Raw genomic sequence first — 26,401 nt, 5'->3', positions numbered from 1 at the left:
ACGGGAATCACGTGACGGGCTGGATCCGCCACCAAGAGGTTGAGTGACATCCACTGATGGCACCCAGGGCTAGCAGCCCAAATGAGCGCATCTTGGGGCGTGTGAAACAAGCGACTGAGGACGGTACTGGCCTCCCCGAGGTTGACATTTCAGGCGGTCGTTGTAAATTCCGAAAGTTCGGTTGATTGACGCGAGCGTTAGTTAGACTGCGCTGTCAGCGGGTGACGAGGGGTCCCTCGCTTACATCTAGCCGAACGCGTACGGCGCGCGCTGGAGGGCTTGGTACCGCAATGGTTAGAGGTGCGTTCGGACGCAGCGACGCTGAAATCGACTTGTTGGTGCGCGGCATGCGGTCGGGCATCGCCCTGGTGGGTTTCGGCTACATCGGCACGGTGATCGGGGCCGTGCTGGCGGACCGCGGTTGGCCGGTCACCGGGATCGACGTGAGACAGAACGTCGTTGACGAGATCAACCAGGGCAAGACGAGCGTGCCTGAACCCGGGCTTGATGAGCTCGTCTCCAACAGCGTGCGCATGGGTCGGCTCCGTGCGACGTCGGACTTCGGCGCTCTCGCCGATAACGATTTCGTCATCGTGACCGTCGGTACGCCGCTCGGTCCGGACTACGAGCCCATCGTCGATGACATCAAGGCAGCGGCCCGGGCCGTCGGGGAACAGTTGCGGGAAGGCCACCTGGTCATCCTCAAGAGCACAGTGCCGCCCGATACCACCGAACACCTCGTGCGGCCGATCCTCGAAGAGGCCTCAGGGCTTCGGGCCGGGGTCGACTTCGGGCTCGCGTTCTGCCCGGAACGGATCGCCGAAGGTCAAGCCATCCGCGAGCTGACCTCGATACCTGTCGTGGTCGGTGCTGTCGATGAGCGCAGCGCTCGGGCCTGCGCAACCCTGTGGCGACATGCGCTGGGCGTGGATTCCGTGGTCGTGGACGACCCGCGCACCGCCGAGATGGTCAAGCTCGCCGACAACCTCTGGGTGGACCTCAACGTCGCGCTCGCCAACGAGCTGGCCAAACTGTGCGATCGGCTCGGGATGGACGCCCTGCAAGTCATCGAGGCAGCCAACACCATGCCGAAAGGCAGCGGCCCGGTGAACATCTTGCGGCCGAGTATGGGCGTCGGCGGTTACTGCTTGACGAAGGATCCGTGGTTCCTCGACCACCTGGGCCAGTCGGTCGGGCTCGACCTCGCCATTCCGCGGACCTCGCGAACCGTCAACGACACGATGCCTGCCTACACCTACGGGCTGCTCACCGAACTCCTCGCCGAACAGGGCAAGACGATCGAGGCCAGCAAGATCGCCGTGCTGGGTATCGCGTTCAAGAACAACACCGGCGATTGCCGACTCACCCCGACGAAATACGTCATCGCCATGCTCGAGGAATCCGGATGCCAGCTGTCGGTCCATGATCCGTGGGTTCTCGAAGAGGAAGCGCATCTGGTGACGAAGATCCCGCTGACTGCCGACATCGAGTCCGCGGTCAAGGACGCCGACGCGCTGATGGTGCTCGCGGGACACCGCGAGTTCCACCAGATCCCGCTGACCCGGCTGGCCGAGCTGTCCACAACGGGATGTGTGTTCCTCGACGGACGGAACAGCTTCGACCCCGCGGCCGTGCGCGCCGCCGGCTTCGTCTACAAGGGGGTCGGCCGATAAGGGCCGGGTCGGCGCCAACCTCCGCATCGAACAGAGAGAACGAACATGTCGAATGTCGTCGTGACAGGCGGTTACGGCTTCGTCGGGTCACACCTGGTCACCGCAATGCTGAACCGCGGCGACACCGTCACGGTCTTCGACTTCGCCAAGAACACCCGCGACACCAGTATCGACTTCGACCGGCACCCCAATTTCCGGTTCGTGCAGGGTGACGTCACCGACCGCGCCGCCCTGGAGGCGGCCATCACCCCCGACGTGGACAAGGTCTTTCACCTGGCTTCGGTGGTCGGCGTCAACAAGTACGTCGAGGATCCGCTGCGGGTCGTCGACGTCAGCGTGATCGGCACGCGCAACGTCCTCGAACTGAGCCATCGCCACGGAGCGCGGGTCGTCTTCACGAGCACGTCGGAGGTGTACGGAAAGAACCCCAACACGCCGTGGGCCGAGGACGACGACCGCGTCGTCGGTTCGACGAGGACGGCACGCTGGAGCTACAGCACCAGCAAGGCCATGGCCGAGCACATGGTCTTCGGAATGCACGACGCCTACGGACTCCCCGTCACCGTCGTGCGGTTCTTCAACGTCTACGGACCCCGGCAGAACCCGATCTTCGTGCTCTCCAAGAGCATCCACCGCATCCTCAACGGCCGGGAACCGTTGCTCTACGACTCCGGAAACCAGACCCGGTGTTTCACCTACGTCGACGACGCGGTGGCCGGCACCCTACTCGCTGCTGACAGCGAAGCGGGCATCGGTGAGGTCTTCAACATCGGCAGCATGACCGAGACGTCGATGCGCGACGCCGTGGATCTGGCGATAAAGATCGCGAAAGTCGATTCAGTGTCGAGCACTGCGGCTTTCGACACCGCGGCGAGCTACGGCAAGAGCTATGAAGACATCCCGCGTCGCGTGCCGGACTCGACCAAGGCGCAGCGCGTCCTGGGATGGCGTCTGCAGATCGACCTCGAAGAGGGGCTGCGTCGCACGATCGACTGGGCTCGGGCCAACCCGTGGTACCTGGAAGAAACCGTCAGGAACGAAAAGGTTTAGCGCACACGATGAAATTCGTGTTAGCGAACTGGGGAACGCGCGGTGAGGTGGAACCGTTCATCGCGATCGCCCGCGAACTCGTGCACCGCGGGCATGACGCACACCTGGTTGTCGGACCGGAGTTGGTGGGTTTCGCTGAGTCGGCGGGCCTGAGCGCCGTCGCGTTCGGACCGGCGTTGGACACGGTCATCGAGGCGCACCACGAGTATTGGAGCCTGGTGTTCAGCAAGCCCTGGCGCGTCCAGGAAATGAACAAGTTGTTGAACGAGTTCGCAGCACCCCTCATCGAGTACCGCGAGCAGGCGCGAGAGACGCTGTTGGCGCTTTCGGCCGGGGCCGACCTGCTCGTCTCCGGGATGAACTACGAGGAGGTCGCGTCCAACGTGGCCGAGTATTGCGGCACCGCGTTGGCCACGCTGCAGGTCTTCCCGCTGCGAGTCAACGGCTTTCAGCTACCGTTTCTGCCGGTGCCGGTGTGTCGCTCGGTGATGGCTGCGTCCGAGTGGCTGACGTGGCGGGGGCACAAAGCCGAGGACGACGCGGAACGCAATGCTCTCGGTCTGCCGGAGGCGACCGGTCACTGGACGCAGCGCATCGCCGCGTTGGATGCGATGGAAATTCAGGCTTACGACGCGGTGTGCTACCCAGGGTTGGCAGACGAATGGGCGTCGTGGAATGACCAGAAGATCCCCAAACGGCCGTTTATCGGGGCGCTGACGATGGGACTGGCGGCCGATGAGGATGTCGCGACCGCGTCGTGGATCGCTGCGGGAACGCCGCCGATCTTCTTCGGCTTCGGCAGCATGCCGGTGGGCTCAGCAGCCGACGCGGTTGCGATGATCGCGGGTGCGTGCGCACAGTTGGGCGAACGGGCGCTGATTGGCGCGGGATGGGCGGACTTCGGCAGCGTGCCCGAGTACGACCACGTCAAGATTGTCGGCGCGATCAACTATGCGGAGGTCTTTCCGTCCTGTCGGGCGGTAGTCCACCACGGCGGGGCCGGGACGGTTCACGCGGGTCTGCGCGCCGGACGCCCCACCTTGCTCCTGTGGATGTTGCCCGATCAGGCCTGCTGGGCGTCTCGGCTCAAGAAGCTCAAAGTGGGTGCGGGACGGCGCTTTGTGGCCACCACCGAGAAATCATTGGTTGCAGACCTGCGCAAGATCCTCGCCCCGGATTACCTCGACCGCGCCCAACAACTTGCCGCCAGAATGACCAAACCCGCCGAGAGTGTGGTGGTCGCGGCCGACCTGATGGAAAGCTTCGCACTTTCGCGGCGCGCCTGACCTCAGCCGCGCACGCCGCCGGATTCGGCAGCGGTCCGATAGCTGCGGACTGCGATGGGCCCGATAATCGCGCCCAGACCGACGGTCCACACCACACCCCAGAGCAGCGGCCACCACGGGAGCCCGCCTTGAGCGAGCGTGCGCATCGAATCCACGATCGGCTCCATCGGCTGAAACCGAAGAAGCGGCCACATCCACGAAGGCAGCGATTCGACGGGAGGCGAGCCGGAGCTGGCAAACACAGCGGTGATTGCAGGCAGACCCAGCCAGATGAGCACGGTGCCGTCCTTGGCGCGCACCGCGACGGCGATCACCGCCATCGCGAACACGACAACCACCATCACCGGCACCAGCAGGTACAGGAGCATTTCGAGCGGGCCACCTTCGAAGCGAAGGCCCAACCCGATGCCGACCGCGGTGATCAAGACGGTGCTCACCAGCGTGCGCGCACCTTCGGCGATGAGCCTGCCGGTGAGCGCACTGGCGCGGTTCACCGGCAACACCCACAGCCTGCTGAGCAGGCCGGTGCTCCGTTCGAAGGGGAGGGTGAGGCCGACCGCGATCGCCCCGGAGAACGCTCCCGCTATGGCGCAGGTGGGCACCAAACCGTAAAGGCTGTCCGTCCCCGTGATGCGCATAATCGACTTGCCGATCAGCAGATAGTAGGTAATCAACAGAAAGGTGGGAAATATCAGCGCTTGGATCGGCACCAGCGGGTCGCGGCGCCAGTGGGCGAACTGCTGACCCGCGAACACCAGGCTTTCGGAAAACAGCGAACTGCGCACAGGCGCTTTCGTGGTCATTGCACGCGCCGTTGCATCCGCACCGCCATCGCCCCGAAGATCCCCAGTAAGCCGATGCACCACGCCAGGCTGATCAGCAGGCTGCTCACCGCGACATGGCCGGCGGCGAGTCCGCGCAGCGCGTCGGTGACCTGTGAAACAGGCTGATGCCGGACGAACCCGTGCAACCACTCGGGAAACGAATCGACGGGCGCCATCCCGGTCGACAACATGATCAGGACCATCTGGGGGACGAGGAGAATCTGGCTGGAGCCCCCGTTCCTGCCGATCGCAGCACCCGAGATGCTCACCCCGATCGCATCCGCGGCAAGCGAAAGCGCCAACGTCAACGCCAACACGAAAAGCGTGAAAACCACGAGGTGACCTGCTCCCCCGAGCATCCGAAAGCCGAAGGCGTACCCGACGGCGATCGTGACCACCAAGGCGATCGCTCCGCGGATAAGGCAGTACATCATGCGAGCGATCAACGGAGTCATCGCCGAAATCGGCAACGTTCGAAAACGACGGCCCAGTTCGGAGCCGTGGTCGCGGGCAGCCCGATCGACGGTTGTCAGCGCGCCGAGCAACGTCACCTGGACGATGATGACGGGCAGCACGTACTGGGGATAGCCGATCCCACCGGTGTCGATCACGTTGCGCAGCGCGAAGTTGAAGACGATGAAGTTCCCAACCGGTGCCAACACCGCGAACGGCAGATCGTTACGCAGCGTTTCACGGATCGTGCGTTCGGTCAGAATGGCGATTGCGGTCACGCGGTGATACTGCCCGTGAGGTGTAGGAACACCTCGTCCAGCGACGGCTTGCGCAGCGAAATGTCGGCGAACTCGACGTCAAGCTGATCGACCCGACGAAATACCTCGCTGAGCGTCCCCATTCCGTTGGGCGCCAACACCGTAACGATATTGCGCTCTTCATCGGCATGGGCATCCTCGAAATCGGCAACCGCAGCGAGCACCTTGGGCAGATCGGCGGGATTGACAGGACTGACCGTGCAGTAGCTGATTCCGACTCGGCTCTTCAGGTCCTCGGCCGTGCCGGTTGCGACGACCCGGCCGTGATCGATGACGACGATCGAATCGCTCAGCACATCGGCTTCCTCGAGGTACTGGGTGGTGAGCAGCACCGTCACACCTTCGGCTACCAACGATGACACCAGATCCCACACGCTGCGGCGGCTACGCGGGTCCAACCCGGTTGTCGGCTCGTCGAGGAAGAGCACTTTCGGCGGAACCACGAGTGCGGCGGCGATATCGACGCGCCGACGCATGCCGCCGGAATACGTCACCACTGCACGGTCGGCGGCGTCGATGAGGTCGAACTGTTCGATCAACGCGTCGGCCCGCGCGTTCGCCTGCTTGCGACGCATTCCGTGCAGCCGGGCGAACATCACCAAGTTCTCGCGTCCGGTCAACTGCCAGTCGATCGCGGCGATCTGTCCGGTCATTGCGATCGATGCCCGTACCCCCGCTGGATCTTTGACGACGTCACAACCGGCCACCACAGCTTTGCCGTACGTGGGTTGCATCAAGGTGGACAGAATGTTGATCGTCGTGGTCTTGCCTGCACCGTTTTGGCCGAGCAATGCGCACACCGACCCTGCCTCAACGGAAAAGCTCACATCCTGCAGCGCGAGTACGTTCCCATCGAACGTCTTCGCGACACCGTCAAGCTCGATCACGGATATTGACCCTAGCGTTAGCGAAGTTGCTTCGGGCGAAGTAGCGAAGTCTTCGTCGGGGTCGACTTGTCCCGCTCGACGGCTCGTCGACGAATCACATGCCGATCCAATCGAGAAGCGCACGTGTCCCGTCTTCGAGCGACCACTTCGGATGCCAGCGGAGTTCTTTCGTCGCCTGCTCGATATCGCATTTCGCAGCCCGCACATCCCCGTCGCGGAACTTCGCCACGACGACCGGTGCCGGCGCTTCGCAGATAGTCGCAAGTTGTCGGGCCAACTCGTGGATGGTGGTCGCGACACCCGAGCCGATGTCGAGGCAGCGCGATGACGGTGCAGGCTCGGCTATCGCCGAGAAGAGCGCCTCGACCACGTCGTCGATGTAGACGAAGTCACGTACGATCCGGCCGTCTTCGTACACCTCCAAGGTCTGCTTCTCCCGCGCCAACCGCGCGAAAAGCGCGACTATTCCGGTGTAGGAATTCGTCAGCGACTGGCCAGGTCCGTAGACGTTCTGCAACCGCAGCACACTGAGTCCGGTGTCGTGGGAGGCGGTCCAGGCCGCCAGCACATGTTCCTGAGCGAGTTTGGTCGCGGCGTAGATGTTGGTGGGTTTTGGTTGCGTTCGGGCCGCGTTGCTCGCAAGCGGCACGGCGGGCTCGCCCGACGGACTTTGGGGATCCCAGATGCTCGCCGCGAGTTGAGCATGGCTGCGCGGCGGCGGATAGAAGACGCGGCCGTCCGACTGCCAGGCGCCCTCGCCGTAGACGGCGCGTGAGGATGCCAAGACCACCTGCTCAGGCACGTGCCCGCAGCGGCTCAACGCGTCGAGAAGCTGGGTCGTCCCAACAACGTTGACGGATCCGTGCCGGCTGGCCTGGGACAGCGACTGCGCCGTTCCGGTTTCAGCCGCCAGGTGCACGATCTGAGCGGGCTTGAACAGTCGCAGCACCGCATCGCAATCGGGCGCGTGGGTGACGTCGCCGGTGAAAAGTCGCACCGATGAGGGCAGGTCGATGGCTGCATGCTCGGCGTGCACTTGCGGGTGCAAAATGTCCATCACTGCGACGTCGTAACCAGCTTGCACGACACGGCGGGCGAGTGCCGAGCCGATGAACCCGGCGCCGCCGGTGATGAGAACAGACGCTGGCACGTCGGGCCTCCTTCTTTTTTCGAGTCAGTTGTTGGCGAGCAGCCGGTCGACGAGCGCACCCATGGCGGGGGCGAGTAGCCGGGCGTACTCCAGCGTGGTGTGGGTTGCATCGACGTAGACCAGGGTGTTGCCGACGATGACTGGGCAGCGGTCGGCAGTGCAGTAGAGCTCAGTGGTGTCGACATATTCGCCGCCGCCGGCTTCGGTGGCGGCGGCCTCGGCGGCGATGCCCGATTCGTTGACCGCTGCCGACCGCTCCGGTGTGCACGCCTGCACGTCATCGAGGTACCCCGACAAACACACCGGGACAACGAAGCCGGGACTAGGTATCGGGCCGATCACCAGTACCTGTGCACCGGTGCCGCGAAGCCGTTGCACCAGGCGGGTCAGGCTGTCGATCCAAGCGTCGTCGTAAGGCCGGTAATCGGAGAGCGATTCTTCGGTGCCGTAGCCACGCCACAAGCTCAACACGATCAATTCTGGCCGCTCGGCTTCCAGCCGGGCGACGATCTCGGCGCGCCACTCCGCGCAGCGTTGGAGGTAGTCCGCCAGGCGACTCAAGGGGTTGGTGATCGGCAGGTCCAGCAACGGGCATGCGCCCTTCGCGAGCATCTCGAGCCGCCAATGCCGCTGGATGGCGACCTCCTGGAAGGCCGGAGTCCACATCGCCGCGTGGGAATCTCCCACCAGGGCCACCGTCGTCGACGAGGCGGTGACCGCCATCGCGCACTCCGGCTGCCCGCTTTGGAAAGGCTCGCGCAGGCAGCCGCCGAACAACATGGCATCCCTGTCAGCCCATGCCTCGGCGAGCGAAGGCGTCAGATTGGAGGGAACCGACCTCAAGTCAGCAGACGCCGCGACCGCGCGCTGTATATCGGCGAACGTGCGCTGCACCGTTGCGTCGTAGGCGGCCGCGTCCGATCCGGAGGGTACGAGTGTTGCGGTGAGGTTCACCGGCTTCGCCGGCAGACCTTGTCCGATCGGAGAGGGCACCACCTTGAGCAGCGCGATGCCGACACCGACGGCCGCCACGGTGGCGACCGCCCCCAGTCCGAGACTGCGCCAGGGGAAGTTACGGATTGTGGGGGCGAACCGCAGCGGGTTCTCGAGGTAACGGAAGGTCAGCCACGCCAACCCGGCGGACACCAGTGCGGCAGCCAACCGCGCGGGCAGCGAGAGTTGGTGTCCCAGCAGGAAAGGCGCGAGGATCAGCACCGGCCAGTGCCACAGGTACCACGAGTAGGAGATTCGTCCGACGGCGCGTACCGCCGGCAGACCGAGCAGGCGTCCGCAGCCCTGGCTGGGTGCCGCGCAGCCGGCGCCGATCACCAAGGCCGCACCCAGAGTGGGCAGCAATGCCGCGGTACCCGGGTACACGCTGGCCGGGCTCAACCATGTGCAAGCCAGCAGTATGAGGGCGAGCCCTGCCCAACCCATGATCGCAGCGGACAGCGGGTTCAGGCGGCGCCACTGGGTGACCGTGAGGGCGATCAGCCCACCGACGGCCAGCTGCCAGGCCCGAGTCGGCAACGAATAGAACGCTGCAGCGGGCACCAGGTAACTGGCGAGGAAAGACAACGCGAACGAAGCCACCGCGACCAGTGCGAGGAGCACGAGATATGGACGTCGCGAAGAAGCGGCGTCGATTCCGCGGCGTCGGCGCAGTCGCCGGATCAGCCACGCTGCGCCAAGGATCATGGGCGCCCAGACGATGTAGAACTGCTCTTCCACACCCAACGACCAGTAATGCAGGAAAGGCGACGGCGACACGTGGTCGGCGAAGTAGTCGGCGCCTCGCAACACGAACTGGTAGTTGCTGACATACAGGGCGCTGGCGATGCCGTCGCTGATGGCCGGCCGAGCCTGCAACGGCGGTAACAGAAGCGCCGAGGCGATCATCGTGACGACACCGACGGCAGCCGAGGCCGGCAGTAACCGCCGAGCCCGCGCGCCGTAGAACCGGCGTAGCCGCACGCTCCCGGTCGTGCTCACTTCCCGCCACAGCAACCCGGTGATCAGAAACCCTGAGATGACGAAGAACACGTCGACACCGATGTATCCGCCACCGAGACCCGGAACGGCGGCGTGGAAGAGGACAACCGCCAGCACTGCGACAGCACGCAAGCCCTCGATATCGGGGCGGAACTTGACCTGTTCTGTGTTCGGACTCTGCTGTGCCTCGGTGACGCCGAGGCTGTCGGCCTGCGACAAGGGCACCTACTTGCGTGTTCTACGGATACGTCAATTAGTCGAGGCATTCTTACACTCGGGCGCGTCCCTCAGAGCCGGTTTGTCTAGTCCGGCGCTCGGATTTGGTTTCGAGACCGTCAATTATGTGCGATGCGCATCTGCCAGCGCTTAGTCTGGCTAGCCGAGAACTAGGGGGCGAGGCGGTGGGCGCAATCGCTAAGCGCACGGCGGACCGGACGAGCAGGCAGTCGGTGGACCGCATGACCCTGCATCGGGTGTGGCGAGCCGTCCTCGTCGGCCTCGTGCTCGTCGTCGCCGCGGCGTGCTACTTCGTGCCGGCTCTGCTGATCCTGATCGGTGCGCTTCTGCTGTCGCTCGTGTGCGCGCGCCTGGTCTATCGAGGCCGCGACCGCTACATCCCGAACCTGTACGCCCGCGACATCAGGGTGTACGACGATGCCTACCGCGCGTTCATCACCGGCGGCCTGGCTGACTTGCGACAGCGCCGGATCCCAGGGCACACGCTGCTGTGGGAAGCGTCGCAACTGGCATCACCTTCGCCAGAGAATGCGTACGAACTCCAACTCGACTTGGGCGTCTGGATCGGCTGGTCGACAAGGTTGACCGCGGACGCATGCGGACGCACCGTCCACGGCTTCGACACCTTCTCCGGCCTGGTCGAAGACTGGGCCGTCGACGATCAGATGGTCGTCAAGAAGGGCACCTTTTCGCTGACGGAACCGCTGGCGCAACGGCTCATGGGGGAGACCGGGGTAACGCTGGACGACGACGGCGTCCCCGCCCCGCTCGGACGCGACGTGCAGTTCATCAAAGGCATGACCTACGACACCCTCGCCCCGTATCTGGCAGAGCGACCGGAGGCGCCGATCCGGCTGTTCCATATGGATCTGGACACCTACGAGAGCTGCCTGCACGCGTTGGAAACCTGCAAGGACCGGTTCATCGAGGGGTCGATCCTGGTCTTCGACGAATACCTCGTCACCAACGGCGAAATGCAGGCGTTCTACGAGTTCCAGAAGAAGTACGGGCTGCAATGGCGGTACCGCGCCTGGGGTCTCGAGATCTGGGAGATGAACGTGGAGATGGTGACCTCGCGCTGGAAGCGCCTGGGTTACTACTTCCTCGCCATCGCGCTCTTCTGGATGCTGGGCGGCGGTAACTTCGCGTGGGCGTTTTTCACCAAGCGCTTCTGGCGGTTCTGGCTGGGTGCACCGGTCGGCGACATCGCGTTCATGCTCGGTGCCGCCGGCCAACGGAAGTCGGTCAGCCTCGAGATCACCGGCCTCGGCGCGTTGGCCCGCGACAACCGATGATCCGCGGCGCCGTGTCACGCGTGGTCGGTGATCCACGTCGTGGTGAACCGCACCACCTCGGGGATGCTCGCCGCCAAATTGGCTCCGAGGGACTTCTCGAAATTGCCGCCGACGAGCGGAATCTTGACCTCCACCCGGCCGGTGAAACTCAGTTGCGAGCCTTCGGCGGCCGGCACCAGACACGTTTTCGCGTGGCAGGATCCAAGACCGCCGGAAATGGCGACGCTGATCTGCCCCCGTACCTCGCCGTCGCCCGCGGGGCGCCATGTCTCGCCATGAAGCAACTTCACGTCGCCAGGCAGGAACTTGGTGACCGACGCGGGTAGCAGCTGGCGCCCGAGGTACTGGGTGAGATGCACTTCCACCGTGCCGTCGGGGTCGACGGCGAGCGAATCCAACTCGGCGGTGGCGTCGCTGGTCGCCAGCCGGGCCCGCCAGTAGTCCGCGGACCCGAACGCTGCATGGATCTGTTCGACGCTCGCCGACGATTCGGTCTGGCCTTCGAACGAACGGGGCATAACCGCCAATCCTAAATTAACGTCAACGTCATCAATTCCTTGTCGGGGGCGCACCTTTGTGGGCAGGATCATCGCGTGAACTTCAACAGCGGCCTCGTGATGTTGGTCGACGCCCTGCCAGGGGTCAACCGGATCAGGGCGGTGAAGCGGGCGCTGGCCGGCCGGACGAACCCCGTCTACCTGGAGATCGGTGTTTCCCGGGGCCAGGCATTTCAGCAGATCCCTGCCGATGTGAAGATCGCCGTCGACCCGGCCTTCAACCTCTCGCAGCGCACCCGCGAGCGCGCCGACGCGAAGGGACGTGTCACCCATTACTTCGAGACCACCAGCGACGCCTTCTTCGAAGACCAGAAGGCTCTGCTGGAACGCCACCCCGTCGACGTCGCGCTGATCGACGGACTGCACACCTACGAGCAGGTGGTGCGCGACGTCGAGAACACTGTGCGCTACCTGCGCGACGACGGTGTCATCTTTCTGCACGACTGCAACCCGCCGTTCGAATTGGCCAGCCGCCGTGCGGAGTCGTGGGAGAGCTTCATGGCCCAGCAGAAGGGTCCGCTGGTGATCGGTGTGTGGAACGGCGATGTCTGGAAAGCCATCGTCCAGCTGCGCAGCACCCACGACGACCTGCAGGTCGGCGTCCTCAAATGTGACCAGGGCGTCGGGTTCGTGCGCAGAGGAACCCCGGAATCGACGTTGTCGTATTCGGTGAAGCAGATCGAGGCGCTTACCTACGCGGATCTCAAAGCCGACCGCAAGCGCCTGCTCAACCTCAAACCACCCCGATATCTGGACGAACTTCTCAGTGCGAGCACCGAGTCACCGAAGTAACGACCCGGGCGCGCAATGAAATTCGTGCTGGCGAGTTGGGGGAGTCGCGGCGACATCGAGCCGAATGCCGCGGTGGGACGTGAGCTGATGCGGCGAGGGCACGAGGTGTGTATTGCCGTGCCGCCGGACCTGATCGGCTTCACCGAGGCGGCCGGATTGCCGACCGCGGGCTTCGGCCCCAACTCGGGGTCGATCCTTGACGCTCACCGTGATTTCTGGACCTGCTTTTTTCGCACACCCTGGCGAGTCCGCGCGATGATCCGGTCGCGCGTCGCGATCGGGGGACCGCTGCTGCGCGGTTGGCAGGAGATGAGCACGACGCTGATGTCGCTGGCCGACGGTGCCGACTTGATATTCACCGGCATCAATTTCGAGGATGCCGCCGCCAATGTCGCCGAGCACTACGACATCCCGCTGGCCACCCTGCACTATTTCCCGCTGCGACCCAACGGTCAGGTGCTGACATTCCTGCCTGCGGCGTGGCGACGATCCGCCGTCGCAGCGTTTTGGTGGCTGTCTTGGCGGGTGATGAAGAAGGTGGAACACGCTCAGCGCCGCGAGCTCGGTCTGCCCAGAGCCAAAGGCTCCGCCCCGCGGCGGATCACCCAACGCAGATCGCTGGAGATCCAGGCGTACGACGCCGCATGCTTCCCGGGGTTGGCGGCCGAATGGACAGAATTCGCGGATCAGCGCCCCTTTGTCGGGACGCTGACGTTGGAGCTGGCTACCGCTGCCGACGAGGAGGTCGCGACGTGGATCGCTGCCGGTACCCCACCGATTTTCTTCGGTTTCGGCAGCATTCCAGTGGAGTCGCCCGCGGACACGATCGCCATGATCAGCGCGGCCTGCGCCCAGTTGGGCGAGCGGGCTTTGATCGGCGCCGCAGGAACCGACTACAGCGATGCGCCCCATCCTGACAACGTCAAGGTGGTGGGCACCATGAACTACTCGACCGTCTTTCCCGCGTGCCGGGCACTCGTCCACCACGGCGGTTCGAGCACCACCCCGATCGGAATGCGCGCGGGCGTCCCCCAACTGATCCTGTACTGGGACATGGTGCACGCGATCTATGGCGCCGCCGTCAAACGGCTCCGGGTGGGCACCGCGCGGCGCTTCTCGACCGCCACCGAGGCATCGTTGGTGGCCGATCTGCGGACCATCCTCGCGCCGGATTACCACGACCGAGCGCGTGCGCTCGCCGCCCAGATAACCCCACCTGCCCACGCCGCTGCAGCCGCGGCCGATCGCCTGGAAGATCTCGCTCGCCGCTACCGCAGGAGCTGACCAGCAGCGAAGCCTGGCGTCGGAAAAGATCGCGACGACAGCGTTCGCGCAAACCCCATGACAGGGCCCACGCCCCGAAGTATTGTTTACAGATTCTTACAGAAGCGTCAATTAGTTGATCGGGGGAGTCCAGGTGATCAGCCACCCATTTGACGATGGACATGCGACTTCTTCGTGTCGGTCAAGGACGAAGAGCAACACCCCCGGGGCGATGAGCGGAGCTTTCGATAACTAGAGCGTTCGACTTCGCGGACCCGATGGAGCTTGATGACAGCAGGCTTCAGCCGACCCCTGCACAGCGGCACCTCTGGAAGCGGCCGGTAAGGCGAGCGACCAGACCGGCCCCCGAGGAGATCGCGTACCCGCCACCGTGACCGGTATCGATCGCTCAACCCGTCCACACGTCAACAGAAATTCCACGCCTTGGCTCCAGGCGATCTGGCTGGCGCCGAAGCCTTTTGAAGAACCCCGTAGAGAGGACAGCCCCGTGACAACCATCGCAGACTTGATGGAGCGGGTACCGACGATCGTCGCCGAGGCTCCCGGGAGCTCGAGCGTCGCCGGCGGTGGTCGGAAATGACCGACCTCGGAAAACCGGTGCTGCCACCCCACGAGGCCTTCGCGGTAGTCGGCTACGCGGTGCGCGTGCCGGGCGCTGCCGACGCAGACGAGTTTTGGGAGGTGCTGCGCGACGGGCGGGATGCCGTATCGGAGGTGCCCGCGGACCGGTGGGATGTCGAGGAGTTCTACGACCCTGATCCTGATGCGCGCGGAAAGATCGTCACGCGTCGCGCAGGCTTCATCGACGACCCAACCGGGTTTGACGCGCCGTTCTTCGGGCTGTCGAAGCGGGAGGCGATGCTGATCGATCCCCAGCATCGGCTGTTGCTGGAGACGGCCTGGCAGGCGGTGGAGCACTCAGGAACTGCACCGTCGTCGTTGGCGAACACCAAGACCGGGGTGTTCATGGGGTTGGGAACCCACGACTACCTGCAGCTGATAGCCGAGGCGGTTCCGGACGCCGACATCGACTCGTATCAGGCGATCGGCTCGTCGGCGGCCGCGGGCGCAGGCCGGATCAGCTACGCGATGGGGCTGCAGGGCCCGGCGATCACGGTCGACACGGCGTGCAGCTCTTCGCTGGTGGCAGTTCACCAGGCATGCCAGGCGTTGCGCTTCGGGGAATGCGACGTCGCGCTCGCCGGTGGCGTGAACGTTCTGCTCAGCCCCAAGAGCGTGATGTCGTTCGCCCGGGCGAAGATGCTGGCCCCGGACGGCAAATGCAAGACCTTCGACGCGTCAGCAGATGGCTATGTGCGCGGCGAGGGGTGCGGTGTCATCGTCGTGAAACGCCTCGATGACGCCCTGCGCGACGGTGACCGGATCCGGGCCGTGATCCGGGGCAGCGCGGTGAACCAGGACGGCGCATCGGGCGGTTTGACGGTTCCCAACGGCGTCGCGCAGCAACGGGTCATCAGCGAAGCCCTGGCCCGCGCCGGGGTCGCTGCCTGCGACGTCGGATATCTGGAGGCGCACGGCACCGGGACCTCCCTGGGCGACCCGATCGAGGTCCAAGCCGCCGGCGCGGTGCTCGGCGACGGGCGCGACGCCGACCGGCCACTGCTGATCGGGTCGGTGAAAACGAACATCGGGCATCTGGAGGCTGCCGCCGGGATCGCCGGTCTGATCAAGGTGATCCTGGCGCTCGAGCACGAGGAATTGCCGAAGCACCTGCACTTCCAGAACCCGTCTCCGCACATCCCCTGGGACCGGCTTGCGGTGCGCGTTGTGGACGAGGGCCGTCCCTGGCCGCGCGGCGCACGTCCCCGTATCGCCGGGGTCAGCTCGTTCGGATTCTCCGGGACGAACTCGCACATCATTCTCGAAGAAGCGCCCGCTGCGGTCGAGCCGTCCGCGGCGGAGCCGCAGGCGCCGTCCGACGACAGACGCTTCAGCGTGCTACCGCTGTCGGCGCGCAGCCCCGATGCGCTGGTACAGCTCGCGCAGCGATACGACGGCTGGCTGGCTGCCCACCCGGACGCAGCACTGGCCGATGTGTGCTTTACCGCCGGTGTCGCGCGATCACACTTCGAGTACCGGGCCGCGTTGGTGGTGAACTCGACGGAGTCCGCGCGTGAGGTGCTTCGTGGGCTCGCCGAAGATCGCCCGGCGCCAGGTCTGTTGCGCGGTGAATGTGGAGACCGGCCGAAGACAGCGTGGTTGTTCACCGGGCAAGGCAGCCAGTACGCCGGCATGGCCCGGGAACTGTTCGAGACCGAACCGGTGTTCGCCGAAACCATGACGCGGTGTGCGGCCGCCGTCGCCGATGTCCTCGAAAAGCCGTTGCTGGATGTCATCTTCGACGTGGATGCTCCAGATGCCGCCGAGACCTTGCGGCAGACGAGCTATGCCCAACCGGCGTTGTTCGCGGTGGAGATGGGCCTGGCCCGGCTCTGGCAGTCGTGGGGCTTCGAGCCCGACGTGGTGATCGGCCACAGTGTCGGCCAGTACACGGCGGCCTGCGTTGCGGGCGTGTTCAGCCTCGAGGACGGCATGCTGCTGATGGCCGAGCGTGGCCGCCTGTTCGGCAGTCTGCCTGCTGGTGGCCGGATGGTCGCGGTCTTCGCGGCCGCCGAACGGGTCGAAAGCCTGACCGACGAGTTTCCCGGTTTGTCGGTGGCCGCCTACAACGGCGCCAACACCGTGCTGTCGGGCCCCGCACAGGATCTGGAGTCGGCGGTGGCCAGGCTGGAGGCCGACGGTGTGCGCTGCGACTGGCTCGACACCAGCCACGCGTTTCACTCGGCGCTGCTGGATCCCGTTCTCGACGAGTTCGAGGCGTACGCGAACCGCTTCGAGTTCGGTGCGCCCCGAAAGACACTGGTGTGCAACCGTACCGGTGCCGCATTGGGTCGCAAAGCGAAACTCGATGGCGCCTACTGGCGTCGACACGCACGGCAGCCGGTCGAGTTCGCCAAGAGCGTGCGCACACTGGCCGACCTTCATTGCTCGGTGCTGCTGGAAATCGGCCCGCAGCCGGTGCTCACCGCCGCAGCCATGCGCGCCTGGCCTGACCCGGCAACCGCCCCGCGGGCGATCGCATCGCTGCGCCGAAACATCGCCGACCACCGGCAGATCACCGAGGCCGTCGCCAACGCATACATCGCCGGTCACCGGCCCGACTTTGCTGCCCTGATCGGGCCGGCGGGCACGCTCGACCTGCCGACCTATCCGTTCCAGCATCGTCAGTACTGGTTCCGTGAGCAGCGCGACCTGCCCAGTCAGACGGTCGAAGGGGCGCAAGCCGCGCGCACCGAAACCATCCAACTTCTCGAGGACGGCCGGATCGACGAACTCGCCGCGCTCTTCGATGGTGACGGCGACAAACAGCAGGCGGTCAATCTGCTCAAACAGCTTGCCGCGCAACATAACCAACAGCGCAATGCACTGTCGATCACAGACACCCGCTATGAGATTCGCTGGGAGAAGTCCGCTGCCACAGCGGCACGTCCGCAAAGCGGTGAAGGTTCCTCCTGGTTCCTGATATGCGACGACGCCACCGCAGCGCAACCGCTGGTCGACGCGCTGACCGCACGTGGGCACCGGCACCGGATCTTCGGGGTACCCCTGTCTGATACAGACGAGGAACGGCTCTCGGCCACCTTGCGCGCCGCGGTAGCCGACGAACCGACGACTCGCATCATCAATCTGTGCGCCCTCGATTCGGATCCTGCGCCGTCGACGCAGTCGTTGTTGCGGATGCAACACCAAGTGTTGAGCGGAACGCGGCGACTGTTCTGCGCGGCGGCCGCAGCTGAACTCCGGGTACCCATCTGGCTGGTGACTCGTGGTGCACAACGAATTACCAGTACCGACACGGTGTCACCGGCACAGTCGGCCCTGTGGGGGTTCGGTCGCGCCGCATCGCTGGAACAGCCGCGGCTGTGGGGCGGCCTGGCGGATCTGTCCGCGACCGGAGCCTTGGACGAGGCGACTTGGTCGCGGCTCATCGACCAGCTGCTGGTAGCGCCGGCCGGTGAAGACCAGATCGCGCTTCGCGACCAGGCGGTTTACGTAGCCCGGCTGACGCGACGCGCGGGGCAGCCGAACGCAACACCGGTCGAACTTCGCGAGAATGCCACATATCTGATAACCGGCGGGCTCGGCGCCATCGGACTGGAGGTCGCCGGGTACCTGGCAGCGCACGGTGCCAGGCACCTGGTGCTCACCAGCCGTCGCGCGCCCAGCGATGCCGCACAACAGCGCATCGATGCGATACGTGAGCACTCCGGCTGCGATGTCCGGGTGATCAGGGCCGATGTCGCCAACCCGCACGACGTCGCTCGGGTACTGCCCACCGTGCGGGCCGAGATGCCACCGCTGGCCGGTATCGTGCACGCCGCCGGAGAGATCAGCACGACCCCCTTGCCAGACCTCGATGACGAGGAAATCGGCCGGGTGTTCGCCGGGAAGGTCTGGGGTGCCTGGAATCTGAGTGAAGCCACAGCGGACCTGCCGCTGGATTTCTTCGTCAGCACGTCTTCGATCGCCGGGGTTTGGGGTGCCGGCGGTCAGACCGCGTACAGCGCGGCCAACTCCTTCCTCGACGGATTGGCGTGGCGGCAGCGTGAGCACGGCGTTCCCGGGATCAGTGTCAATTTCGGTCCGTGGCTGAACGCGGGGATGGCCGACGAGGCCGCGCGCGCTGAACTGGACAAGCGTGGGGTCCGGCCGTTGTCGCCCGCCGACGCATTGGCCGGGATGGCCGAGCTGATGGCTTCCCCGGGTAAGGGCGCGTCCCACGGTGTGGTGGCCCGCATCGATTGGGCCGCATTCCTGCCGCTCTACCAGATAGCAGGCAAGCGGTCCTTCTTCGCGCAGTTGCAGCGGGAGGTGCCTGAGGCGGCTCCCACGGCATCGGGGGCTGCCAGCACCCAGCTGGTCGAGCGGGTCACCCTCGCTCCGGCGCAACAGCGAAAGAAACTGGTCGTGGACTACCTGCGCGACGTCGTCGCGGAAGTGACCCGCATCGACGCGTCCGAAATCCGCGATGAGGCAGGCTTCTTCGATGTCGGCATGGATTCGCTGATGGCCGTCGAACTTCGGCACCGGGTCCAACGGGCGGTGGGCAAGGAGTTGCCCTCGACCCTCGCGATGGACTACCCGCGCCTGGTCGACGTCGCCGATTTCTTGCTCAGCGACGTTCTCAACATCGGCACCCCGGCGCCCACCGTGCCGGCGCCGGTCCAACCGGCCCCGGTAGTGACGACGCGCAGTGATGAGCCGATCGCAATCGTGGCGGTCGCCTGCCGCTTCCCGGGCGCGCCCGATCCCGAAGCGTATTGGGATTTGTTGTCGGGCGGGATCGATGCGATCCGGGAGATCCCCGACGACCGCTTCGATGTCGACGAGTACTACGACCCGGATCCCGAAGCGCCGGGCAAGATCTATACCCGCTACGGCGGATACCTGGACAGCGTCGACGGATTCGATCCGGAGTTCTTCGGTATCTCGCCGCGTGAGGCCGTGTGGATGGACCCGCAACAGCGCTTGATGCTCGAGATCGGGTGGGAGGCGTTGGAAAGAGCCGGGTACGCACCGTCTTCATTGCGCGGCAGCCTAACCGGCGTGTTCGTGGGGGTTGCCGCCAACGAGTATTCGCAGCTGTTGGGTACCAACGCGGTCGAGACCATCGAAGCCCACTACATCACCGGCAACGCACTCAACGTCATCGCCGGCCGGGTAGCGTTCGCCCTCGGTCTCGAGGGTCCCGCGATGGCAGTGGACACCGCGTGCAGCGCGTCGCTGGTGGCCGTCCATCAAGCCTGCCAGGCTCTGCATTCCGGTGACTGCGATATGGCGCTGGCCGGTGGAGTGAACGTTTTGGTCAGTCCGGCATCCATCGTTGCCACTTCACGCGCGCGAATGCTTGCCGCCGACGGCCGATGCAAGACCTTCGACGCCGCCGCAAACGGTTATGCGCGCAGTGAAGGCTGCGGTGTCCTGGTGCTCAAGAGGCTCAGCGATGCGGAGCGCGACGGCGATCCGATCTGCGCGGTCATCCGGGGCAGCGCGGTCAACCAGGACGGTGCTTCCAGCGGTTTGACCGTGCCCAACGGCGGTGCGCAGCAACGGCTTATCGCCGCAACGCTGGCCCGCGCGGGTCTCGTCGGCGGGGACGTCGACTATCTCGAGGCCCACGGCACGGGTACCTCGCTGGGTGACCCGATCGAGGTCCAGGCAGCCGCGGCAGCCTATGGCGTGGGCCGTGACGCGGATCGCCCGCTGCTGATCGGATCGGTCAAGACGAATGTCGGACACCTCGAATCGGCAGCGGGCATCGCCGGTCTGATCAAGGTCGTATTGTCCTTGCAGCACGGGGTGTTGCCGCAGAACCTGCACTTTGAGAACCCGTCGCCCAATATCCCGTGGGACTCACTGCCTGTGCGGGTGGTGGACAAAGCGATTCCGTGGCGGGCCAACGGAAGACCGCGCCGGGCCGGAACAAGCTCGTTCGGATTCTCCGGCACGAATGCACACGTGCTCATCGAGGAGTCACCACCGAAAGTCGCTGCCGAAGATGAACGCTCCGAAGGCTCCACGCGCGACAGCAGTGCGGTAACGGAGCCAGTCGACGGCGACAAACCAATCAGCGTGCTGCCGCTGTCGGCGCGGTCGTCGGAAGCGCTGGTGGCGTTGGCGCAGCGTTATGGCTCCTGGTTGGACGCGCATCCAGAGGTCGATATCGCTGATGTGAGCTTCACGGCCGGGGCGGGACGTTCACATTTCGAGCACCGGGCCGCCCTGGTCGTGGACTCGGTCCAGAATGCGCGCGAACTGCTGGTCGGGTTGGCGGAGAACCGGCTGGAGCCCGGTGCGGTGCGCGGCCAATGCGGTGACCCCCCGAAGACGGCGTGGTTGTTCACCGGACAGGGCAGCCAGTACCCGGGAATGGCACGGAAACTGTTCGACACCGAACCAGTTTTCGCCGAGACGGTGACACGATGCGCGGAGGCGGTCGAAGGCATGCTCCCGCGCCCGTTGCTGGAGGTGCTGTTCGAAACTGACAGCGGCTCCAACGGCCAGTCCGGGAACGCGTTGGGGCACACGTCATTTGCTCAGCCGGCGCTGTTCGCCGTCGAAATGGGGCTGGCCCGGTTGTGGCAGTCCTGGGGCATCGAGCCCGACGTGGTTCTCGGGCACAGCGTGGGCCAGTACGCGGCCGCGTGTGTGGCCGGCGTGTTCAGCCTCGAGGACGGGGCGCGGTTGATGGCCGAGCGCGGCCGACTCTTCGGTGAACTGCCCGAGGGCGGCCGGATGGTGGCGGTCTTCGCCGCCGCCGAACAGGTGGAGCGGGCTGCCGAGGGGCTCCCCCAGGTTTCGGTGGCTGCCTACAACGGCCCCAACACGGTGCTGTCGGGTCCGGCTGCGAATCTGGAACAGATTGTCGCCAAGTTGGAGGGCGCGGGGATCCGCTGTAAGTGGTTGGACACCAGCCATGCCTTCCACTCGGTGTTGCTGGAGCCTGCGCTGGACGAATTCGAATCGTATGCACAAGGTTTCGACTTCGCGGTTCCGACGCTGCCTCTGGTGTGCAACCGCACCGGCGCGGTCCTCACCGCCGAGACCCCGCTGGATGCCCAATACTGGCGGCGGCATTCCCGTCAACCGGTGCAGTTCGCCGAAAGCGTGCAAACGGCGGCTGCGCTGGGCTGCTCGGTGTTGATGGAGATCGGCCCGCAACCGATTCTGACCGGCGCCGCCGTGCAGGCCTGGCCGGATTCCTCAGCAGCTCCGCGCGCTGTCGCTTGCCTGCGTAAAGGCACCGACGATCGGCGTCAGATGGCAGAGGCGCTGGCCGCGATCTACGTCGCCGGGCATCGGCCGGATTTCGCTGCGTTGCACCATCAGCCACGCCGCAGGGTCGAAATGCCCACCTACCCGTTCCAGCGTCGTCGTTTCTGGCCCCGGATCGTCGACATCCGCGCCACCGATGGTCAGGGCATTTTTGGTTCGGGAATCCTCGGTAGCGCAAAGGATCTGGCCTCTGGCGACACCGTCCACACCGGCCTGTGGTCCGTCAAGACGCAGCCGTGGCTGTCGCATCACGTCATCTACGGCACGATTGTCGTTCCTGGCGCGACGTACGCGGCGATGGCGCTTGCCGCGGTCGGGACACCGGCGCAGGTGCGTGAGGTCTTTTTCTACGAACCGATCATCCTGCCCGAGAAAGCGTCTCGAGAGGTGCAGCTGACTCTGCATCACCTCGAGGACGGCAGCGGCTCCACCTTCCAGGTACACAGCCGCCCGCACGGTGAGCGCGACGCCGAGTGGTCGTTGAACGCCGACGGACGAATCGTGACCACCGTCGACGACGAGCCGGGCACGGCGCCAACCGAATCCATCGAGGCCGCATGCGAGCGGTTGAAGCGGACACGTCCACAGCAGCTGTTCGACACCTTCGCCGATATGGAGCTGACCTGGGGCCCCACCTGGTCCACCTCGCTCAAGTCGCTGTGGACCGGTGACGGCGAGGCGGTCGGCGACGTCGCGATCGGCGACGAGCTCGCCGAACATCTCGGTAGTGAGCCGATCCATCCGGTGCTGCTTGACCTGTGCACCGGAGTCGCCTTCCCGGCCTTCCCCGCGGTTCTCGCAGCGACCGAGGACAGCGGCCCGATGGCCGATCTGTTCCTGCCGCTGCGGTACGGGCGGGTGGTGCTGCGGGAGAAGATGCCCAACCGGTTCTATTGCCGCGCGCGGTGGCAGAGCGGAAGCGCCGAAAGCGAAACACAGGTATTCGACCTCGACTTTGTGGATCGCAGTGGTCGTCTGCTGGGTGAGATCCGCGATTTCGCGGTCAAGCGGGCACCTCGAGAAGCGTTGTTGCGCGGGCTCGGTGGCGACACCACCCGGACCCTGTACACCGTCGGTTGGCAGGAGATGCCGCCGCCGGCCGAGACCGATACGGCCGACAAGAGCGACGGTACCTGGCTGATCGCCGGGTTCGACGAGTTGTCGACCCGGCTGCCGGACTCCGTCTCGCTCGACCGGACATCACTTTCGGATCCGGAGTTCTGGAGGCGGCCGTTCGTGCAGGCCGCCGAGCGCGGTGCCCCGATTTCGGGCATCGTCTGGCGCAGCGCCGGACAACCCGGCGCCGACGAGTCGGCTGCTGAATTCGCCGAGCGGCTGGAAAGCGAGATCGACCAGCTGCTCACAGTCGTGCGGACTCTGCAATCGCAAGAAGACGTAAAGCTGACCGGCGGCCTGTGGATCGTCACCGAACGAGCGGTCGCCACCGAATCCGGCGAGGCAGTCGATCCGGCGCAGTCGGCGCTGTGGGGCCTCGGACGAACGATCATGACCGAGCAACCGGCACTACGTTGCAAACTGGTCGACTACGACACCCTTGACGACGTCGTGCGCTCGCTGCCGGGCCTACTCGGTACGTCTGTCGACGAGCCAGAACTTGCGCTGCGGCAAGGGAAGTATTTGGTGCCGCGAATGCTGCCCTGGGCACGCGGCGGCCCTCTGGCGGTGCCCCGCGCGACGGATTACACCTTGGAGCCGACCGAGCGCGGAGCTATCGACAACCTTCGTCTCATCGAGATCGACGTACCGCCGCCGCCCGCGGGACAGGTGCAGATCCGGGTGGAGGCCGCGGGGCTGAACTTTCGCGACGTGCTGAATGTGCTCGGTCTTTATCCGGGTGATCCGGGACGGATCGGTGGCGACCTCGCAGGCATCGTCACCGAGGTGGGTGCGGGCGTCAGCGGGTTCGAAGTCGGCCAGCGCGTCTTCGGCTTCATGCAGGGAGGTTTCGCCACCCGGGTCAACATTCCAGCGCAGTTCCTATCGCCGTTGCCCACCGGGGTGAGCGCGGTGGGTGCGGCGACCATACCTGCTGGTGCGCTTACCACGAGGCTCGCGTTCGACTGGGCAAAGGTCGGGCCCGGCGATCGTGTGCTCATCCACGCCGCCAGCGGTGGTGTCGGTCTGGCCGCGATCCAGTTGGCCCAGCAGGCCGGTGCAACGGTCTTCGCCACGGCCAGCACCTACAAGCGGGCGACGCTGCGCGAGATGGGGGTGGAATACGTCTACGACTCGCGCACCACGGATTTCGCCGACCAGATTTTGGCCGACACCGGCGGTTCAGGCGTCGACGTGGTGCTCAACAGCCTCACCAACGAAGGGTTCATCGAAGCGACGGTGCGGGCGACTGCCCAAGGCGGCCGGTTCGCCGAAATCGCGAAACGAGACATTTGGACGCCCGAACAGATGGCGGCGGTTCGTCCCGATATCGATTACGAGATCATCGCGCTGGACGCGACCATCGAGCAAGAACCCGAGCGGGTGGGGAACTTGCTGGCCGAGTTGGCCGACAGCATGGGCAGCGGCGCGCTGGCGCCGCTTGCCGCCGAGGTGTACCCGTTGACCGAAGCCAAGACCGCGTTCCGGCGCATGCAACAGGCTCGGCACATCGGCAAGATCGTGCTGCAGATGCCGAAGCCGTTGCAGCCGCGCGAGGATCGCAGCTATCTGATCACCGGTGGCGTCGGTGCGCTCGGCCTGTACACGGCGGCCCACCTGGCCCAACTCGGGGCGGGTGACATCGTGCTGAGCAGCCGACGGGCGCCCGACGCGGATGCCCAACGGGCGATCGCCGATCTCACGGAACGCTACCGGTGCCGGATCCATACCTTCGCGGCCGACGTCGGCGACGAGTCGCAGGTTGTCGCGCTGCTGGAACGCATCCGTGCGGAATTACCGCCGCTTGCAGGCGTGATCCACGGGGCAGGTGTGCTCGACGACGCGCTGCTGACACAGCAGACCGTGGACCGTTTCCGAGACGTGTTGGCACCCAAGGCATACGGTGCACGGCACCTGCATCGGATGACGGCCGACGACGAACTCGAGTTTTTCATCGTGTACTCGTCAGCCGCCAGCGTGCTCGGCTCGCCCGGTCAGGCCAACTATGTGACTGCCAACGCGCTGCTCGACGGGCTGGTCGCGGACCGCCGCGCCCAAGGACTCCCCGCGACCTGCGTCAACTGGGGTCCGTGGGCGCACGGCGGTATGGCGACTTCGCACGCTGCACGGGCGAATCTCAGTGCGCAGGGGCTGATTCCGCTGGAGCCAGCGGCAGCCCTCAACGCGCTCAACGAGACCATCGCCCACGGAACGGGGCAGGTGACCGTCCTCAAAGCGAACTGGCAGCGTGCCGCCAAGGGCCTGGGTGGCTCGCGTCCGTTCATCCTCGACCACCTTCTGCCGAGTGCTGTCACCGCGACGCGCGGCGACAGCGAACTGCTTCGGCAGCTGCATGACGTACCCGAGGAGGAGCGCAGAAGCTTCCTCATCGAATTCCTACGGTACGAAGTACAGAAGTTCCTGCGGCTCGCGCAACCGCCGGCTGCAACCAGCCGGTTCCTCGAACTGGGTACGGATTCACTGATGGCCGTCGAGTTCAGCAACCGGTTGCTGCCCCAGTTCGGCGGCGTGGTCACGATCAGCGCCACCGCGGTGTTCGACTATCCGACGATCGGGTTGCTCGCCGAGTACCTGGCCGGTCAAGTCCCGGTGCCGGAGGAGGCCGAACCCGTCGGTGCGCCCAAGCACGACCAATGACGAAAGAAGCACTCATGGATCTTTCTAACGAGCGTTCGGAAGGCGATACGCAACTGGCGATGTCGGCATATCTGGCTGACGATCTGCTCTCCACGACCGCCGGTGGCTGGCGCAGCTTCTACAACAAGCTGAGCCGTCGCTTAGAAGACGTGGGAGTGGCGGATTCATCGTTCTTTCTCAACTATGGATATCTGCCAATCGATTCCAATAACGAGTCGGCGTTCGAGATTCGGGAGGGCACTTTCAACGTCAATTCGGTTCGGCTGGTGTTGGAGGTCGTCGGGCCAGTTGATCTCAACGACCGCACTATCGTCGAGATAGGGTGTGGCCGCGGGGGAAATTCGGCGCTCATCGCGGAAAAGTTCAACGGTCAGGTGACCGGTATCGACATGTCCTCCGAAGCGATCGCCTTCTGCAGTCGGGCACATACCAAGGACCCGATCGATTTCAAGGTCGGCGATGCCTTGGATCTACCCTTGCCAGATGAGTGTTGCGATGCCGTCGTCAACGTGGAGTCGTCGCATTCGTATGGAAACCTTCCCAAATTCCTGAACGAAGTCCGCAGGGTTTGCCGCGCCGACGCGTGGTTCTTGCACACGGACTTTTTGAGCCCCGAGGACTGGGACTATGTCAGGGCACGGTTGAAGGCGCTCGGGTTTGTCACCGAAAGCGACCGCGACATCACCGCCAACGTGTTGGCGTCACGCGATCAAGCGAGCAACAACTGGGAGCAGGTTTACGGCGACGGGAACGCCCGTGTCGCCAACTTCCTGGCGCTGCCGGGGTCGGCCATCTACGAGCAGCTACGGGCGGGGCTGTTGGAGTACCGAATCCTACGATCCCGACTGTGTACCGCGCAGTCAGCGTAGTTCTGCTGCGGTGCGTCGAGCAGGCCAGCAAGCTCGGGCACGACCGGAGCGAGATCGGGTCGGGGGCGGGCTGCGCGCTCGGAGGTTTCAACGCGGCGGCGGGC

The 26,401-nt window shown here is 65.2% G+C and carries 14 protein-coding genes; 8 read left to right on the top strand and 6 right to left on the bottom strand.

The window, feature by feature from the left end; translation table 11 throughout:
• The first annotated feature begins 290 nt into the window (after positions 1–290).
• From K3U96_RS24065 to K3U96_RS24055, 3 genes are read left to right on the top strand one after another with little or no spacing between them, the layout of a single operon-like run.
• The gene (locus tag K3U96_RS24065) at positions 291–1,673 is read left to right on the top strand and encodes a nucleotide sugar dehydrogenase (protein WP_220691310.1); all 1,383 of its coding nucleotides are present in this window, start codon (positions 291–293) and stop codon (positions 1,671–1,673) included.
• 45 nt (positions 1,674–1,718) lie between these two features.
• Positions 1,719–2,723 (top strand): NAD-dependent epimerase/dehydratase family protein, encoded by a 1,005-nt coding sequence (locus tag K3U96_RS24060; protein ID WP_220691309.1) that lies wholly within the window; start codon positions 1,719–1,721, stop codon positions 2,721–2,723.
• A gap of 8 nt (positions 2,724–2,731) precedes the next feature.
• On the top strand, positions 2,732–4,009 hold the full coding sequence (locus tag K3U96_RS24055) for a glycosyltransferase (RefSeq protein WP_220691308.1): 1,278 nt from the start codon (positions 2,732–2,734) through the stop codon (positions 4,007–4,009).
• Positions 4,010–4,011: 2 nt separating this feature from the next.
• Here K3U96_RS24055 and K3U96_RS24050 read toward each other — a convergent pair whose 3' ends face one another.
• The 5 genes from K3U96_RS24050 to K3U96_RS24030 all read right to left on the bottom strand — a co-directional run bounded on the left by K3U96_RS24050 (position 4,012) and on the right by K3U96_RS24030 (position 9,851).
• Entirely contained in the window at positions 4,012–4,812 is an 801-nt protein-coding gene (locus K3U96_RS24050) for an ABC transporter permease (protein WP_220691307.1), read from the bottom strand.
• Positions 4,809–5,564 (bottom strand): ABC transporter permease, encoded by a 756-nt coding sequence (locus K3U96_RS24045; RefSeq protein WP_220691306.1) that lies wholly within the window; start codon positions 5,562–5,564, stop codon positions 4,809–4,811. Before K3U96_RS24045 ends, K3U96_RS24050 begins: the two co-directional genes overlap by 4 nt.
• Positions 5,561–6,490, bottom strand: a complete 930-nt coding sequence (locus K3U96_RS24040; RefSeq protein WP_220691305.1) for an efflux ABC transporter ATPase subunit, DrrA-related — start codon at positions 6,488–6,490, stop codon at positions 5,561–5,563. Before K3U96_RS24040 ends, K3U96_RS24045 begins: the two co-directional genes overlap by 4 nt.
• A 94-nt stretch (positions 6,491–6,584) precedes the next feature.
• On the bottom strand, positions 6,585–7,640 hold the full coding sequence (locus tag K3U96_RS24035) for an NAD-dependent epimerase/dehydratase family protein (protein ID WP_220691304.1): 1,056 nt from the start codon (positions 7,638–7,640) through the stop codon (positions 6,585–6,587).
• A 24-nt stretch (positions 7,641–7,664) separates the two neighbouring features.
• Positions 7,665–9,851, bottom strand: a complete 2,187-nt coding sequence (locus K3U96_RS24030) for an acyltransferase family protein (RefSeq protein ID WP_220691303.1) — start codon at positions 9,849–9,851, stop codon at positions 7,665–7,667.
• Positions 9,852–10,090: 239 nt separating this feature from the next.
• On the opposite strand from K3U96_RS24030, the gene K3U96_RS24025 reads away from it, so the two are divergent.
• Positions 10,091–11,164, top strand: coding sequence for a class I SAM-dependent methyltransferase (locus K3U96_RS24025; RefSeq protein WP_220691302.1), 1,074 nt, complete (start codon positions 10,091–10,093; stop codon positions 11,162–11,164).
• 14 nt (positions 11,165–11,178) lie between these two features.
• Here the strand turns inward: K3U96_RS24025 and K3U96_RS24020 are convergent, their stop codons facing one another.
• Positions 11,179–11,682, bottom strand: coding sequence for a DUF2505 domain-containing protein (locus tag K3U96_RS24020; RefSeq protein WP_220691301.1), 504 nt, complete (start codon positions 11,680–11,682; stop codon positions 11,179–11,181).
• Positions 11,683–11,781: 99 nt separating this feature from the next.
• On the opposite strand from K3U96_RS24020, the gene K3U96_RS24015 reads away from it, so the two are divergent.
• The 4 genes from K3U96_RS24015 (at position 11,782) to K3U96_RS24000 (ending at position 26,297) form a co-directional block, all read left to right on the top strand.
• Positions 11,782–12,513 carry a class I SAM-dependent methyltransferase gene (locus K3U96_RS24015; protein WP_220693666.1) on the top strand — a complete coding sequence of 244 codons (732 nt, stop codon included), beginning with the start codon at positions 11,782–11,784 and terminating at the stop codon, positions 12,511–12,513.
• A 15-nt stretch (positions 12,514–12,528) separates the two neighbouring features.
• A complete protein-coding gene (locus K3U96_RS24010; protein ID WP_220691300.1) occupies positions 12,529–13,797 on the top strand; it encodes a glycosyltransferase in 1,269 nt (422 codons plus the stop codon).
• 576 nt (positions 13,798–14,373) lie between these two features.
• Positions 14,374–25,428: a type I polyketide synthase gene (locus K3U96_RS24005; protein ID WP_220691299.1), complete on the top strand. Its 11,055-nt coding sequence runs from the start codon at positions 14,374–14,376 to the stop codon at positions 25,426–25,428.
• Positions 25,425–26,297: a class I SAM-dependent methyltransferase gene (locus K3U96_RS24000; protein ID WP_220691298.1), complete on the top strand. Its 873-nt coding sequence runs from the start codon at positions 25,425–25,427 to the stop codon at positions 26,295–26,297. The genes K3U96_RS24005 and K3U96_RS24000 overlap by 4 nt, the downstream gene beginning before the upstream one ends.
• Positions 26,298–26,401 lie beyond the last annotated feature (104 nt).

The organism is Mycolicibacterium holsaticum DSM 44478 = JCM 12374, assembly GCF_019645835.1.
GTDB lineage: Bacteria > Actinomycetota > Actinomycetes > Mycobacteriales > Mycobacteriaceae > Mycobacterium > Mycobacterium holsaticum.
This window is presented reverse-complemented; position numbering and strand designations above follow the sequence as displayed.

Excerpts from the sequence above, each read along its gene's own strand:
- K3U96_RS24020 (WP_220691301.1), bottom strand. The coding sequence starts at position 11,682 with ATGCCCCGTTCGTTCGAAGGCCAGACCGAATCGTCGGCGAGCGTCGAA.
- K3U96_RS24050 (WP_220691307.1), bottom strand. The coding sequence starts at position 4,812 with ATGACCACGAAAGCGCCTGTGCGCAGTTCGCTGTTTTCCGAAAGCCTG.
- K3U96_RS24065 (WP_220691310.1), top strand. The coding sequence starts at position 291 with ATGGTTAGAGGTGCGTTCGGACGCAGCGACGCTGAAATCGACTTGTTG.
- K3U96_RS24025 (WP_220691302.1), top strand. The coding sequence starts at position 10,091 with ATGACCCTGCATCGGGTGTGGCGAGCCGTCCTCGTCGGCCTCGTGCTC.
- K3U96_RS24005 (WP_220691299.1), top strand. The coding sequence starts at position 14,374 with ATGACCGACCTCGGAAAACCGGTGCTGCCACCCCACGAGGCCTTCGCG.
- K3U96_RS24010 (WP_220691300.1), top strand. The coding sequence starts at position 12,529 with ATGAAATTCGTGCTGGCGAGTTGGGGGAGTCGCGGCGACATCGAGCCG.
- K3U96_RS24055 (WP_220691308.1), top strand. The coding sequence starts at position 2,732 with ATGAAATTCGTGTTAGCGAACTGGGGAACGCGCGGTGAGGTGGAACCG.
- K3U96_RS24000 (WP_220691298.1), top strand. The coding sequence starts at position 25,425 with ATGACGAAAGAAGCACTCATGGATCTTTCTAACGAGCGTTCGGAAGGC.
- K3U96_RS24060 (WP_220691309.1), top strand. The coding sequence starts at position 1,719 with ATGTCGAATGTCGTCGTGACAGGCGGTTACGGCTTCGTCGGGTCACAC.
- K3U96_RS24015 (WP_220693666.1), top strand. The coding sequence starts at position 11,782 with ATGTTGGTCGACGCCCTGCCAGGGGTCAACCGGATCAGGGCGGTGAAG.